The following is a 14,183-nucleotide window of genomic DNA, read 5'->3' as shown; positions in this document are numbered from 1 at the left end:
CCGGCTCAGCTCTTGGTGCCCCAGATGAGCCCTTCGAGCCCCTTCGCCATGCGGCCCATGGGCCCAAGGCGGGCGTCGTCACCGCCGGCGGCGATCGGCACGCTCTGCGGCTGCATGTCGGGCGCCGTCACGGTCAAGGTGCCGACCACGGTGCCGGCCGCGACCGGCGCCTGGAGCGGGCCGTCGTAGCTGACCGTGACCTTCATGTCCTTGCGCGAGCCGCGGGGCAGGGTCACCAGCAGGTCTTGGGTCGCGACCAGCGGCACCTTCGGCTGCTGACCAAGCCAGACGTCCGCCTGGTCGACCTCGTCGCCCTTCTTGACGATCTGGTAGTTCTGGAACTCGCGGAACGCGAAGTCGACGATCGCCTCGCCTTCCTGCGAGCGGCCCTTCATGCTCTGCAGGCCGGTCGCGACCATGATGATGTGCCGGCCGTTGCGCTTGACCGATGCGGTAAGGCCGAAGCCCGCCTCCTCGGTATGGCCGGTCTTGATGCCGTCGGCGCCGCTGTTCTTGTAGAGCAGCGGGTTGCGGTTGCCCTGCTTGATGCCGTTGTAGGTGAAGTCGATTTCCGAGAAATAGTGATAGTACTCGGGGAAATCCTTGATGAGGTGCGTGCCGAGCGTGTCGAGGTCGCGCGCCGTCATGTAATGGTCCGGATCCGGCAGGCCGTCGACGCTGGCGAAGTGGCTGTCCTTCAAGCCGATCTTCTTGCCGATCTCGTTCATCATGCCGACGAAATTGTCGGTCGAGCCGGCGATGCCCTCGGCCAGCACGACGCAGGCGTCGTTGCCGGACTGGATCACCATGCCGCGGATCAGGTCCTCGACCTTCACCTTGCCATTGAGCGGCACGAACATCTTGGAGCCGCCGGTGCGCCAGGCGTTCTCGCTGACCGGCAACTCGTCGTCGAGCTTGAGCTTGCCCTGCTTCAGCTGGTCGAACACGACATAGGCCGTCATCATCTTGCTGAGCGAGGCCGTCGGAATGCGATCCTCGCCGGCCTTGTCGTAGAGCACGGCGCCCGTGTCGAAATCGGTGATGTAGACGTGGCTGGCGCTCGTCTCGAACGCGGCGAGCGCGGGATGCGCCAGCGCAAACGGGATGGCGGCGAGAGCGAGAAGGCCGAAGCGGCGGAACGAGAGAGCGGCCATGGTGTCGGAACCGATTCGATGAAGTAAGGGGACCAAGATGCTTGGGGCCGGAAGGCCTGGCTACGTGAGGTTTGGACGCTGCATGTCTAGGCGCTGGCAGCCGTTCCGTCGACGACGAATTCGTCGCGATCAGTCGACGACGATCTTCGCCTCCGTCGCACCTGCGTTGACGGCGCGCGCCAGCATCTGATCCGCCTCGTCGACGGACCCGATCGGCCCGAGCCTGACCCGATAGACGTCGACGCCGTTGACCCTGGCGCCGGTCACCGAAACCGGGCCGAGGCCGGCGAGCTTCGCCTTCATACGTGACGCATTGTCGCCCTGCGAGTAAGCGCCGGCCTGGACGTAGATGTGCGTCGGCTTCACCGGATAGACCAGCACCTGGTTGGGCAGCTCCGGCTCCTGCAGCGCCGCCGGCTGAGGCGTCGCGGGCGGTGGAGCCGGCAGGGGGGCCACCGGCTGCTGCGGCGGAGGCGCCGGGGCGACAGGCACGCCGGGGGCCGGCGGCAGCGCCTCGGCCACGACCGTCTCCTTCGGCGCCGCGCGCGGCGTTTCGACCGGGGCCTGGTCCGAACCGTTGATCCGCGCGATCGACTGGGCCTGGATCGATTCGGTCGCCAGCACCTTGACGCGGACCTTGGCCGTGCCCTGCCCTTCGAAGCCCAGGAGCTGGGCCGACCGGCGCGACATGTCGATGATGCGGTTGCCGACGAACGGTCCGCGATCATTGACCCGCACCTCGATCGAGCGGCCGTTCTCGAGATTGGTGACCTGGACGATCGACGGCAGCGGCAGCGTCTTGTGCGCCGCCGAGAGCGCGTTCTGGTCGAACTGCTCGCCGTTCGCCGTCGATTTTTCGTGGAAATCCGGCCCGTACCAGGAGGCGATGCCGGTCTCGTCGTAATTGAGATCCTGGCTTGGGTAATACCAGACGCCGTTCACTTGGTAAGGCTGCCCGATCTTGAAGGTGCCCTGGCTGCGCTCCGTGCTGCCGGCGGACGAGCCCCCGGACGGCCGCGACGCGCAGGCGGCCAGCATGAGGCTCAGCGCCAGACAGGCGGCCACGGAATACGGCCGACGCCGACTCATCATCTAGTGGTCCCAGGGCAGTTCGGTGCGAAAATCTAGTGGGTCGAGCCTATCAATTCTCGATCCGGTCGGCAAGGTAAGAGACGGCCGTCGCGAAGTAGAGCGACCGGTTCCATTTCATGATCGCCCGGTAGTTCCCATAGACCATCAGGGTCGGGCCGGTCGGGCCGCCCGGCTGGACCAGACCGGCGTCGATCGCCGCCTGCGGCAGCGGCCCGCCGTCCGTCCGCCTGACGCCGAGTGCCCGCCACTGGTCGACCGGCTTCAGCACCTGGCCGCCGAGGAGCGCCGAATCGAACCCGCCCGGCAGCAGGACCGGCCGGCCCCAGGTATAGTCGGACTGCCAGCCGAGGCTCGAGAGATAATTGGCGATGGAGGCAAGCGCGTCGCGCTTGTCGTGCCAGATGTCCTGCTTGCCGGTGCCGGCATAGTCGACGGCATAGGCCAGGAACGTCGACGGCATGAACTGGGTCTGGCCCATGGCGCCGGCCCAGGAGCCGCGCAGCTCGTCGGGCCGGATATGGCCCTGGTCGAGGATCTTGAGCGCCGCGATCAGTTCCTTGCGGAAGAAGGCGCCGCGCCGGCCGTCATAGGCGAGCGTCGCCAGCGCCGCCACGATCGGGTAGTCGCCCTGGACCTTGCCGAAATCCGTCTCGATCGCCCAGAGCGCCACGATGAAGCGCGGCTGCACGCCGTACCGGGCACCGATCTCGTCCAGGAGCTGCCCGTCGTCGGCCAGATGCTGGCGGCCGGCCTGCACACGCGCATCCGAGACGACGCGCGAGATATAGGTATCGAACGTGATCGTGGTTTCGGGCTGGCGTTGATCCAGCTCCAGCACGTGGGGCAGCGGTGCCACACCGGCGAAGGCGGCGTCGAACGTGCCGGCGCGGATGCCGGTGCCGAGCGCCTCCTGCCGGAACGCCGCGAGCCAGGTCGGAAAGTCCTGGTCCGCCGCCGAGGCCGGCCGTATCCCATCGATCAGGAGCGGCGTTGCCGCGGCGGCGGCGAGATGGACGAGAAGCTGACGGCGCGAGACGGGCAAGAGCGGGTCCTGGATCGAAGGTGACGGCTTGTCGTGCCACAGCCGGCCGGCCTCTGGCAACCACCCCTCTGGCAACCATTGGCCGGGCTATGGACGCCGCCGATGAACGCCGCCAATGGACGCCCGGGCGGGCACGCATGTCGTCCTTGTGCTGCAGAATTATGGCGGGCCTTGGGCGGCCGGCGCTATCATGGCCGGATGACTCCACCGGAATCGCCATGAGCAAGGCCTTCACCAAAGAAACCGAGATCGACGACGAGGAACTGCCGGACGAACCGGCCCCCTTGCCGCCGGGCACCAAGAACTACATGACACCCGTGGGCTTCAAGCGGTTGCGCGACGAGCGCGAGCACTTGGCCCGGGTCGAGCGCCCGAAGATCGTCGAGGTCGTGTCCTGGGCCGCCGGCAACGGCGACCGATCGGAGAATGGCGACTATCTCTACGGCAAGAAGCGGCTCCGCGAGATCGACCGGCGGCTCCGCTTCCTCACCAAGCGACTCGAGGTGGCCGAGGTGGTCGACCCCCGGCGCCAGCAGGGCCTGAGGCAAGTATTCTTCGGCGCGACCGTGACCTATGCCAACGCGCGCGACGAGGAGCTGACCGTGACGCTCGTCGGCATCGACGAGGCGGATATGGAACGGGGGCAGATCAGCTGGATCTCACCCGTCGCCCGCGCGCTCATGAAGGCCAAGGTCGGCGACCTGGTCGAAGTCAGGACGCCGGCCGGTTCGGAGCGGCTAGAAGTGCTCGACATCGAATATCGCCTGCCGCCCGACGCGGAGTAGCCGGACGCGGAATGGCCGGGGTTGCGCTGCAGGGCCATTGACCCCCTGCCCCATCCTCCGCTATCCGCTCTCCTGAGCACGAGGATGGGTGGCCGAGCGGTTTAAGGCTCCAGTCTTGAAAACTGGCGTAGGCGCAAGCCTACCGTGGGTTCGAATCCCACCCCATCCGCCATTCTGCCAATTCTGTGGTACGACAAGCTGCGCGGCAGCAGCGTGCAACACCCATCACGTCCCTTCTCACATCCCTGCCTTCGCGGCTCCGTTACCGTATACAGTGCCGTTACGCGGCGTGAGCGAAGGAGAGCAGCATGAAGAAGGAGGAACTCGAGGCGCTCCTTAGTCTCGATGGAACCGCCCCGATTTGGCGCCGATCGAGCATTACATCCATGCCATGGCGACCGAGCGGGCACTGCCGGATGCCGCCATTGCGTTCTGCACCGTCAGAATCGAAGAGAGCGCTCCGGCGCTGCGTGCCATCCTCGTCAGGGCAGCCGAGGGCGAGACCCTGTCGGAGGATGAGAAGCTGCTGGTCTTTCGAGGCCTGCATATCCTGGGTGGGGCTCGCGACAGCCAGGCCTGCCGGCCTTTGTTGCGCCTGTTGCGCCGGCCGCACGATGAGGTGGAGGACCTGCTCGGCGACGCCATCACGGAAACGATGCCGAAAATCGTCGCGGGTGTGTTCGACGGCGATGCTGACGCGCTGTTCGACGGGATCGTCGATCGCTCGATCGACGAGTTCGTCCGCGAAGCACTCTTTGGCGCTGCGACCTTTCTGGCTTGGGACGGCCGTTTCGAACCCGTTCGGATGGAACGCTTTCTCGAGCAGTTTTATGAAGGCCGGCGGGCTGCCGACGGCGATCTCGCATGGGTCGGTTGGCTTGAAGCAATCGCCCTACTCGGCCTGCGCAATCTGGCGCCGCTTGTCCGGCGCGCCTGGCAAGACGGCCGCGTTCCCGAAGGAATCCTCGATCGCAGCGATTTCGAGAAAGATCTCGCCGATGCCGAGCGGGCGCCCGGCGATATCGGCAGATTCAAGCTGGCCAATCTCGGCTATATCGACGACGTTATCGAAAGCCTGGACTGGACCCGCCGCGCGGAAAGCCCCATCGAAGAGCAGCCGCTAGAGCCGCTCTGGGCAGACGGGTTGCGGCAGCCGAGCACGCCGATGAGAAATCCCTGGCGCCATGTCGGACGCAACGATCCGTGTCCCTGTGGAAGCGGCAAGAAGGCAAAGAAATGTTGCCTGGCCAATTGACAAGCGCGGCGTGACACCGGGCGGCAAAGCTGGATCGAGCACTAGGACGAGTCGAGCAGGGCTGCTGGGGCGCATCGCTCGCCCCAGCAGCCACCCGCTGCCTTGATGCCGACCGGCGCCTCAGGCGCCGGCGCCCTCGGTCTGCCGGCGGCGGAAGCTCAGGAAGCCCAGGCAGGCGAGCCCGGCGCCCAGGAGCGCGATCGTCCCGGGTTCGGGGACGGTCGTGGTGGGATCGCCCGCGGTGGGGTTGTTCGCGGTGGCGGGGGCGGTCGCATCCGACGAGACCGTCTGGCTGATCGTCAGCGTGTAATGGTCGTGCGCGATCAGCGTGAAGACGCTGGAGGTGAGCGCGAATGCGGTCGGCGTGCTCGAACCGCTCTGCTCAGGCGTCGCCGAGGCGGTGAGGCTGGTATTGAGCGCGGTCGGCGCGAAGTCCAGGACTGTCGTGCTGCTCGACGTATCCACGAGTTTCACTTCGAACTGGGTCGAGGCATGGGCCGACTGGCTTGTGCCGGTCGCATTGTAGAGCTTCGTGTAGGTCGCGACCGTGCCCGCGACGTTGAGCACCAGCGTGAGATTGGAGTTCGCCGTGAAATTGTCGTTGCTGGCGCTGGTGCTGGACGTGTTCGCCGTGCCGGCATGGCCGTTCTGCACCTGGGTCTCGGCGACCACGTTCGCGTTGATGTTGCCGTCGCGGAGATTGCCGGTCAGCAGGCTGTCCGAGCGCGAGAAGGTGGTGTTGGCCGCCGTAAAGCCGAAATTGTTCTGGCCGCCGCTATAGCTGCCGTAAGAGACCAGGGCAGGATCGACGCTGTTTTGCCCAAGGCCGGTGCGGTTCGCGCTGTCGGAGCCGCTCGATGCGTCGAGGCTGGCCGCATTGGTCAGCACATCCGACACGCTGTTGAAGGTGACGTGCGAGAGGTCGGCCGGCGTCGACGATCCGGGCGCGCTGAAGAACGCTGCGCTGAAGTCGAGCGATGCAAAGCCGATCGCGTCTGCCTTGGCCTGGCCGGTGACCGTCAAGCCGATCATCGCCGCACAAAAGGCGGCGCCTGCAAATGTGCGCTTCATTAAAAGTGCTCCTGTCCGACCCACCGAGTTTCGAGAGTGCCTGCGCCCGTCATCGGGGTGCTGCGCAGGACTGAGCTCGGTGATATCCCCCACACTTCGATCTGTAAGCACTTGCTGTGCCAACAAGCGTATCTGCTTGATTTGGCGCGACAAGGTTGCAGATCGGTGACGGGCGCCCGGCGACGACTGTAAAACCCCTCGACACTTCAGCCAGAAGAACCTCAGGCCGCCGGGCTCGGCGTCGGACGGCGGGTGAGCGCCCAGAAAACGACGGCGACGGCGCTGATCGCCGCCCCCAGCGCGCACACGCCGGTCCAGCCGCCGTGCGCATAGACGAGGGTCGACCCGATCGACCCCGTGGCGCAGCCAATGGAGTAGAAGATCATGTAGCCGGCCGTGAGCCGGCTGCGGGCCTCGGGCCGCACGCGATAGATCAGGCTTTGGTTTGCGACATGCGTTGACTGCAGCCCGAAATCGATCGTTACGACACCGATGATCAGGCCCCACAGCGAATGGCCCCACAGCGAACGGCCCAGCAGCGCGATCGGCAGCCAGGAGGCAAGCATGATCGCGAGCGCGACACCTGTCGCCCGCTGTGCCTGCCCGCGATCGGCGAGCCGGCCGGCACTGGCCGCACCGGCGGCGCCCATGGCGCCCGCGAGGCCGAACAGGCCGACCTCGGTGTGGGAGAGCGAGAAAGGCGGCGCGCTCAGCGGCAGCACCATGGGGGTCCACAGAACCGTGATGGCGCTGAAGATCAACAGCGCTAGGATGGCGCGGGTGCGCAGCACCGGCTCTTCGACCAGCAGCGTGAACACTGATCCGATAAGCCGCGCATAGGGCATGGATGGCCGGCGCGCTTCCCGTCGCGGCAGCACCTTGGTCAGCACGACTGCGACGACGAGCGTCGCGCCGGCAGAGGCCAGATAGACCGAGCGCCAGCCGAACAGGTCCGACAAGGTGCCGGAGATGGTGCGGGCGAGCAGAATGCCGATGATGATGCCGCTGGTCACGGTACCGACCACGCTGCCGCGTTCGCAGGGGTGTGCCAGCGCCGCCGCATAGGCCACGAGGATCTGGGTGACGACGGCCAGCAGACCGACGGCGCCCATTCCGGCAAGCAGGACCGTACCGGTCGGCGCCAAGGCGACCGTGAGAAGCGCCAGGACGGAGAAAAGCGACAGGCCGACGATCAGACGTCGCCGGTTCAGGAGATCGCCGAGCGGAACCAGCAGGAGCAGCCCCAACCCATACCCCACTTGCGTGACGGTGATGACGAGGCCGACCGTTGCGCGGCTGATGCCGAATTCAACCGCGATGGTGTCGAGCAGCGGTTGGGCATAATAGACATTGGCGACGGCAAGGCCGCAGGCGACGGCGAACAGCAGCGCCGTTCCGCGAGACAGCGGGACTGCCCTGGCCTCCTCCACCCTGGCCTCCCCCACCCCGGCCTCTCCCACCACTGTCTGACGCCGCTCAGCGTCAGCGCGTGCTGGTGCAGTGCCGCCTGCGACGGCCTCGCCCTCAAACTGCATGGAATCATCCTCAATGAGTTTTAAGATGCAACTGCATTTGACGCCATGAACCCGGCACGGGGCGACTGCTGCCTCAGGTCTGCCGGATGAATTCCGAAACCAAAGTTGCAACTGTCTCCGGCGCATCCTCGAGGCAGTAATGCCCGACGCCCGGGAGACGTTTGACGGGCGCGGTCGGGAAAAGCGCGCTGAAGAGCGGCAGGAAGTGCTCCGCCTGGAGCGTGCGGTCCGCCTCCCCCCAGATGGCCAGGGCGGGCTTGCTGCGGATCGCGCGGTCGGCCGCAGGACCCGGCGTCTCGAACCGATGCGCTCCGGCCGCAAAGCCCTTGGCCCAGCCGATCGCCCCCAGGCAGTCGGCCGGGCGCCGGAAAGGTGTGCCATAAGCGTCGAGCCATGTCTCGGTGATGAGCGCGTTGTTCTCGAAGCCGTTGAGCTTCAACGTGCTCAGGATGTTGAAGCCCAGGTGCCCCAGCACCGGTTCGAGGCTGCCGTCCTCCGTCGCCTCGGCGATCCATTGAAACCACGGCGAGACGCGGGCATTCGCCATCAAGCGATCGAGCAGATCCGCTTGCCCGAACGGCGTCGGCCCGTTGGTCGAGATCACGCGGCGGATGCGGTCCGGATGCCGGGCCGCGAACCCCATGCCGACGGGACCGCCGAAATCATGCATGACGAGGGAAATGTCGCGAAGATCGAGCGCCAGAACGAACCGCTCCAGGTTGTCGATGTGATCCTGCAGCCAATAGCTGCGGTCCGGCGGTGCGGCGCTTTTGCCGAAGCCCATGTGATCCGGCACGACCACTCGGTGCGTTTCGCGCAAGGCCGGGATCAGGTGCCGAAACAGATAGCCCCAGGTCGGCTCGCCGTGCAGGCACAGCACGACCTCGCCGCCGCGTGGCCCTTCGTCGGCATAGTGCATCCTGAAACCGGGGGCGTCGGTAAAATGCGGCGCAAAGGCAAAGGTGCCCGCAAACGTGGCGTCGGATCGGATCATGGAAGGCCTCGACGGGTTGATCTGCACGAAGGTTCCGGTGACGAGGTTTTAATTTAAAACCACATCTGCTGTATCGCTTGAGGTTTCAGATTGCAACCATTATATCGAGAGTCAGAGATCAGCGCCCCAGGACGAGGACAGGAAGGCCGAGCGCGATGGCCAAGAGAATAAGCCACAAGGATTCGCTCTGCGGCGTCGCACGGCCGCTGGACGCGATCGGCGACTGGTGGACCCTGCTCATCGTCCGCGATGCGTTCGACGGTCTCAGCCGGTTCGGGGAGTTTCAGAAGAGCCTGGGGCTGGCGAAGAACATTCTCGCGGCCCGCCTGCGCAATCTCGTGGCGCACGGCATCATGGACATGGTCCCCGCTTCCGACGGCAGTCCCTATCAGGAATATGTGCTGACCGCGAAGGGGCGCGGACTGTTCCCGCTGCTGGTCGCACTCCGGCAATGGGGCGAAGATTTCTTCTTCGAGCCCGAGGAGGCGCATGTGCTGCTCGTGGACAAGAAAGCGGGCCTGCCGGTGCGACGGCTGGAGCTTCGCGCGCAAGACGGGCGCGTGCTCGGCCCGGAGGATGCCATCGTGCGGTCGCCGCCGAGCGAGAGCGACCGCACGCGCTAAAGGGAGCAGTACGTCGCCCATCCGGTTTCCGGGCGGGCGACGACAAAGGCTTATCTCTACCGGGCGCCGAAGTCGGCGAGATAGGCCGCGGCCGCCATAGGATATTGGCCGTTCGAGAGTTCGCCCCGGTAGACCGTGTTGCTGTCCCAATAGTCGGCGTAGAGATAGCCGTTGTTGCGGAGCCACCGGGCCATCTGGTTGATGAAGTAGGGATCGTCGCCGGTGCTGGCGCCGCAGCAGGCCCATTCCGGCAGCGAGAACCGCTTGCCGTGGGCGTTCGCGAAATCGACCTGCCATTGCAGGCCATAATCGCGCGTGACGAAGTAGTTCCAGCGGCTGTCGGCCGCCGCATCGATCGCCGAATAGTGGCCGTCGTAGACGTCCATGCCGACAATGTCGACGAAGTCGTCGCCCGGATAGCTCTGGTCCGGGGCGAGCGAGCCCGTGCCGACGTTCGGGCACCATTCGAACTGGAAGCGGGCACCAGGGACGGCGCGCATCAGCGACACGATCCGCCGGTAGTAGCTCATGAAATGCACGTTGTCCTTATGGGACGACCAGGGCTGCCAATTGCCGTTGAATTCCCAGCCGATGCGGATGATCGAGGTCGAAAGATCGTGGGCTACCAGAATCTTGGCGATCTGGGTGAAATACTGGTCGTACTCCCCTGCCGCCCCCTTCGCCAAGGTCGAGGCGCCGTCCTCCGTCAGCATTGGGATCGAGAAGGTGAAGCTCGTCGTGCTGCGCACTTTGGCATAGCAGCCGATCGACCATTCGGCATCGCTGACGAGGTTGGACCAGCTGCTCTGGTCTAGATTCTCCGTCACATGATGGACCGGTTCGCCAAGCCAGGCGTCAAATCTGGAGAGATGGGTCAGGCCGTAGCAGCCCGGCCCGGCATAGAGCCCCGTTTCCGCCGCTTGGGCGCTGCAGATACTCCATGGAAAAGAGACCGCTGCGGCCGCCGCCAAGAATAACTTACGCACTATTCTATCTCCCCCTGCGCGGCACCCGTCGTGCCGGGCCAGGGAAATGAGGCGTTTTTGCACCCCTGCCTAGGGGCTTTTATGGGACTTCATCGCGCAGTTGCATTTCCTAAGTTCGCAGCAAAGTCTTGGTCGCGAACGCCGATGACATCATTGATTTGCTTAAATTTTTATCCAATTTGCGCGCATACCTACGTATTCCCTTGATCAACCAGCAATGGATTCTGGCTGCGTTTTTCTCAACTAAACTACTTATTGTGGCTCACGCCACAATCTGTCCTGGACTTCCAGGATCGTCTCAAAATATTCGAGAAAAAAATTTCGTGGCGACTGCATATTCTTGATCGCGCAAAAATAGCTTTTAGACTATATAATTAAGCCGCGTATTTATTGAAAATTTTCGACACCATCGCCTGTTACGTGGGCTGCCAACGAAATGAAGCCAGCCGATTTACTGCATAGGCTGCGAAGCCCCTTGCCGCGGAGTTTCCGCGCGAGGGACTACGCGGATGGCGCCGTGCTGCTGACGCTGATCGCCACCTGCGCCCTCGGCGCGCGCTATTCCCACGACGGTTTGCGCGCGAGCCAGGCCGCCGGGCGCGCCGAACAAGCGATCGCGGCGCTGCATCGCATCCAGTCGAACACGACCGACCTGGAAACGGCCGAGCGGGAATTCCTTCTGACCGGGGATCTGCAGAATTTCCGGCCGGATGTCGCCGCACAGGTGCGCGATGATGCCGGCCGGCTGGACGGGATGGTTGCCGGGGACCTGCGCGGGCGCGCGACTTTGCTCGTCCAGGCAACGCGCGGTGAGCTCGACGCGTTGGCCGGCGCGACGCGGCTCGCCCGCACGGTCGACCCGACCGCCGCACTGGCCCTGCTCCGCGACAGCAGCGGCCACGCCCCGATCGATATCGTGCGACAGCAATCGGACGAGTTGCTTGCGCTCGAAAATCAGCGCCTCGCCGACGATCAGCGGCAGGCGGAACTGTCGGAGAGCGGTGCCATCGGTTGCGCGCTGATCGCCGTCGTGCTGGGCATCGCGTCTGCCGCGTCGGCCTTCGCGATCATCCGGCGCGAGTTGGCGCGCCGCCGCCGCGCGACCGCGGAAATCCAGCAGCTCCGCGAGATTGCCGACCTCCATTCGACGGAACTCGAAGAGGCCCGGCGCGCGATCGTCGAGGCCAAGGAGCAGCTCGACCGTGCTGAGCAGGCGAAGGCAAGCTTTCTCGCGACGGCGGGGCACGACCTGCGCCAGCCGCTGCAGGTCATCGCCATGGCGGTCGAGCAGCTGGAACGGCAGGCCGGCGAGGCCGGCGCCAAGAACGGGCGACGCGCGCAAGCCGCCGTGACGTTTCTCGATCGCGCGTTCTCGCAATTCAGCGAAGCCGCCCGCCTCACCTCCGGCACGATCGTGCCGGACCGCCAGATGGTGGCACTCGGCTCGCTGATCGCCGAGATCTGCGACCAGCTGGAACCGCTCGCGACCGGCAAGCAACTCCGCCTTCGCTGCGTCGCCTCGTCGGTCTTCGTCGAGACGGATCCCGCGATGCTGGCCACGATCCTCAGGAACCTGATCGGCAACGCGATCAAATACACGAACAGCGGCGGCGTGCTGGTCGGCGTCCGCCGACGGCACAACGGCGCGGATCTCCAGGTCTACGACACCGGCTGCGGCATCGCCGCGTGCTCCATCCCGAGGATCTTCGACGACTATCGGCAGCTCGAGCCGGGCGCCGGCGGCGGCGTCGGGTTGGGACTCAGCATCGTTCGGCGGACGTCGCAGATCCTGGGCTGCACCGTTTCCGTGCGCTCCGAGCTGCACCGCGGCTCCTGCTTCACGATCCGCCTGGCGAACGGGCGGAAGAATTTCGGCGCGATCGATGCATCGGGCGCGCGGCCGCAACGGCTGGCCGCACGCGAGAACGGTCGTTCCGGTGCGTGAGGCGCCCTACCCGCTTTGAGTTGCTTCGATCACCGCCCGCTTGCGCCGGCGCGCAGCGGCCAGAGCACGGCGCCCAGCAGCGACGGGCGGACGCTCGGCTGCAAGCCGGTCGGCGGATATTCGTCCGCCGCCGCCCGATAGGCGGTGCCGAACAGAATATCCCAGATCGGGAACATCGGGGCCAGGTTCCGGTCGATGTGCTGCGGCAGGAACGAATGATGGCAGCGGTGATATTGGGGCGAGTTGAGGAGCCACCACAGGCGCCCCCACCCCCGCTGCAGGCTCATGTGGACATGAATACCGTTGGCGACGACGAGCATCCGCGCCACGACGACGACCGATGCGTCGGTCCGGATAGCCAGGCCGACGATCGGCAGAATGACCATCGCGCGTATGATCTGATCGAACCAGAATTGCCGCGTCGTCGTCGTGGCATTGATCTGCTCTTCGCTGTGATGGAGCGAATGCATCCGCCAGAGCAGCGGCACCTTGTGCTGGGCATAGTGGTAGGAATATTCGAGGAAGTCGGTGACGAGCAGGATGGCCAGCACGTTGGCCGGAAACCACCATCCGCCGGCCGGCAGTGCGACGAGGCCGCCGCCGATCGAATTCAGCGACACGGCGACGCCGGAAGCCGCGATGCTCATCACCGGCGCCAGCGCCGCGGTCGTCGTGAAGTAATAGGCCAGGTTGAACGCGGCAGCCCGGCAGTGGCGTTGCCGGTCGACATTGCCGCCGCATTCGATCGCCACCGCGACGACGCACATCAGGCCAATCATGGCGAGACCTGGCAGAGCTTCCAGCAGCGCGCTCATGCTCGCGCTCCGCTCAGGGGCCGTTGCCGCGTCTGGCGGATGGTTCGCCGGCGTCGGCACCCGCCGCGGCACCATCCCGCGCGGTGACGCAAACGAGCGCGTTCGAGGTGGCCCAATCCACCGAACGAAAAGCGCTTTGGCGCTCGGATGTCTTCGATCGAAACAGGATGCGGAACGGCCAGACGACGCCTTCCCACACCGTTCTGGGCTTCTCGCCGCCGGCGAGACCCGTCGACGGGAACTCGTCCTTTGCCGGCCGCCACGCGGTGCCGAACACGATGTCCCACAGCGGCAGCAGCGGCGCGAAGTTCTTGTTGAAATGCTCGGGCTGCGTCGAATGGTGGATCCGGTGGTATTGCGGGCTGTTGATCCACATGACAAAGCGTCCCAAAGAAAACTTCACGTTGAGATGGGCGCAGCCGTCCGGCAGGAAGTAGATGAAATTGCCGATGAGTACGATCTCGGGCGGCGTCTGAAAGACAATCGGGAAGAACGGAAAGAACGCGTCGTTGAGGACGCGATCCAGCCAATGATGGCGGGCACCGGTCACGAAGGTCACCGCCTCGGCGCTGTGGTGAAAGGAATGGATCTGCCACAGCGCGGGAATCATATGGGAGAGACGGTGCATCCAGTAGCGGTAGAGGTCGGCCGCCAGGATGTAGACGACGAGCGAAGGTGCCAGCCACCAACCGTCGGCGCGCAGGTGGAAGAACCCGCCGCCCGCGGCCGAGAGGATCGCGCTCGACGAGAACGCGGTCGCCGAGGACAGCACATAGGGAATGAGCACGCTGGCGGCGACGAGCTTATAGTCGAGCCAGACCTCCGCTCGCGGCTGGTTGGGCTCGATCGGAAAGCTCTTCTCCAGCCGGCGAGCGATCAGCACGAG

Annotated in this window: 13 protein-coding genes and 1 tRNA gene; 5 read left to right on the top strand and 9 right to left on the bottom strand. The window is 65.4% G+C overall.

Annotated elements, in window-relative coordinates; all coding sequences use genetic code 11:
• Positions 1–5: 5 nt before the first annotated feature.
• The 3 genes from IEY58_RS10115 to IEY58_RS10105 all read right to left on the bottom strand — a co-directional run bounded on the left by IEY58_RS10115 (position 6) and on the right by IEY58_RS10105 (position 3,348).
• Positions 6–1,154 (bottom strand): D-alanyl-D-alanine carboxypeptidase family protein, encoded by a 1,149-nt coding sequence (locus IEY58_RS10115; protein WP_189045172.1) that lies wholly within the window; start codon positions 1,152–1,154, stop codon positions 6–8.
• A gap of 129 nt (positions 1,155–1,283) precedes the next feature.
• Positions 1,284–2,246: a septal ring lytic transglycosylase RlpA family protein gene (locus IEY58_RS10110; RefSeq protein ID WP_229743625.1), complete on the bottom strand. Its 963-nt coding sequence runs from the start codon at positions 2,244–2,246 to the stop codon at positions 1,284–1,286.
• Positions 2,247–2,295: 49 nt separating this feature from the next.
• Positions 2,296–3,348, bottom strand: a complete 1,053-nt coding sequence (locus IEY58_RS10105; protein ID WP_189045170.1) for a lytic murein transglycosylase — start codon at positions 3,346–3,348, stop codon at positions 2,296–2,298.
• Between the two features lie 158 nt (positions 3,349–3,506).
• Between IEY58_RS10105 and greB the strand changes: the two genes are divergently transcribed.
• From greB to IEY58_RS10090, 3 genes are all read left to right on the top strand, one after another.
• A complete protein-coding gene (gene greB / locus IEY58_RS10100) occupies positions 3,507–4,073 on the top strand; it encodes a transcription elongation factor GreB (protein WP_189045168.1) in 567 nt (188 codons plus the stop codon).
• 82 nt (positions 4,074–4,155) lie between these two features.
• A tRNA-Ser gene (locus IEY58_RS10095) sits at positions 4,156–4,245 on the top strand.
• 189 nt (positions 4,246–4,434) lie between these two features.
• A complete protein-coding gene (locus IEY58_RS10090; protein ID WP_189045166.1) occupies positions 4,435–5,328 on the top strand; it encodes a DUF1186 domain-containing protein in 894 nt (297 codons plus the stop codon).
• Positions 5,329–5,448: 120 nt separating this feature from the next.
• Here IEY58_RS10090 and IEY58_RS10085 read toward each other — a convergent pair whose 3' ends face one another.
• The 3 genes from IEY58_RS10085 to IEY58_RS10075 form a co-directional block, all read right to left on the bottom strand.
• Entirely contained in the window at positions 5,449–6,399 is a 951-nt protein-coding gene (locus IEY58_RS10085; RefSeq protein WP_189045164.1) for an EDSAP-1 family PEP-CTERM protein, read from the bottom strand.
• 221 nt (positions 6,400–6,620) lie between these two features.
• The gene (locus tag IEY58_RS10080; protein WP_189045162.1) at positions 6,621–7,934 is read right to left on the bottom strand and encodes an MFS transporter; all 1,314 of its coding nucleotides are present in this window, start codon (positions 7,932–7,934) and stop codon (positions 6,621–6,623) included.
• 73 nt (positions 7,935–8,007) lie between these two features.
• Positions 8,008–8,928, bottom strand: coding sequence for an alpha/beta fold hydrolase (locus tag IEY58_RS10075; protein WP_189045160.1), 921 nt, complete (start codon positions 8,926–8,928; stop codon positions 8,008–8,010).
• Between the two features lie 155 nt (positions 8,929–9,083).
• Here IEY58_RS10075 and IEY58_RS10070 point away from each other — a divergent pair, with 155 nt between their 5' ends.
• Positions 9,084–9,551 carry a winged helix-turn-helix transcriptional regulator gene (locus tag IEY58_RS10070; RefSeq protein WP_189045158.1) on the top strand — a complete coding sequence of 156 codons (468 nt, stop codon included), beginning with the start codon at positions 9,084–9,086 and terminating at the stop codon, positions 9,549–9,551.
• Positions 9,552–9,607: 56 nt separating this feature from the next.
• Here the strand turns inward: IEY58_RS10070 and IEY58_RS10065 are convergent, their stop codons facing one another.
• Positions 9,608–10,537 carry a glycoside hydrolase family 26 protein gene (locus tag IEY58_RS10065; RefSeq protein ID WP_189045156.1) on the bottom strand — a complete coding sequence of 310 codons (930 nt, stop codon included), beginning with the start codon at positions 10,535–10,537 and terminating at the stop codon, positions 9,608–9,610.
• Positions 10,538–11,012: 475 nt separating this feature from the next.
• On the opposite strand from IEY58_RS10065, the gene IEY58_RS10060 reads away from it, so the two are divergent.
• Positions 11,013–12,482 carry a sensor histidine kinase gene (locus IEY58_RS10060; protein ID WP_189045154.1) on the top strand — a complete coding sequence of 490 codons (1,470 nt, stop codon included), beginning with the start codon at positions 11,013–11,015 and terminating at the stop codon, positions 12,480–12,482.
• A 29-nt stretch (positions 12,483–12,511) separates the two neighbouring features.
• Here the strand turns inward: IEY58_RS10060 and IEY58_RS10055 are convergent, their stop codons facing one another.
• Together IEY58_RS10055 and IEY58_RS10050 are read right to left on the bottom strand one after the other, a co-directional pair.
• Positions 12,512–13,297, bottom strand: a complete 786-nt coding sequence (locus IEY58_RS10055) for a sterol desaturase family protein (protein WP_189045152.1) — start codon at positions 13,295–13,297, stop codon at positions 12,512–12,514.
• A 13-nt stretch (positions 13,298–13,310) separates the two neighbouring features.
• The gene (locus IEY58_RS10050) at positions 13,311–14,180 is read right to left on the bottom strand and encodes a sterol desaturase family protein (RefSeq protein ID WP_189045150.1); all 870 of its coding nucleotides are present in this window, start codon (positions 14,178–14,180) and stop codon (positions 13,311–13,313) included.
• Positions 14,181–14,183: the final 3 nt, after the last annotated feature.

Source organism: Aliidongia dinghuensis (assembly GCF_014643535.1).
In the GTDB taxonomy this organism is placed as follows: domain Bacteria; phylum Pseudomonadota; class Alphaproteobacteria; order ATCC43930; family CGMCC-115725; genus Aliidongia; species Aliidongia dinghuensis.
The sequence above is the reverse complement of the archived record's forward strand: the minus strand, read 5'-3'. Positions and strand labels throughout refer to the sequence as shown.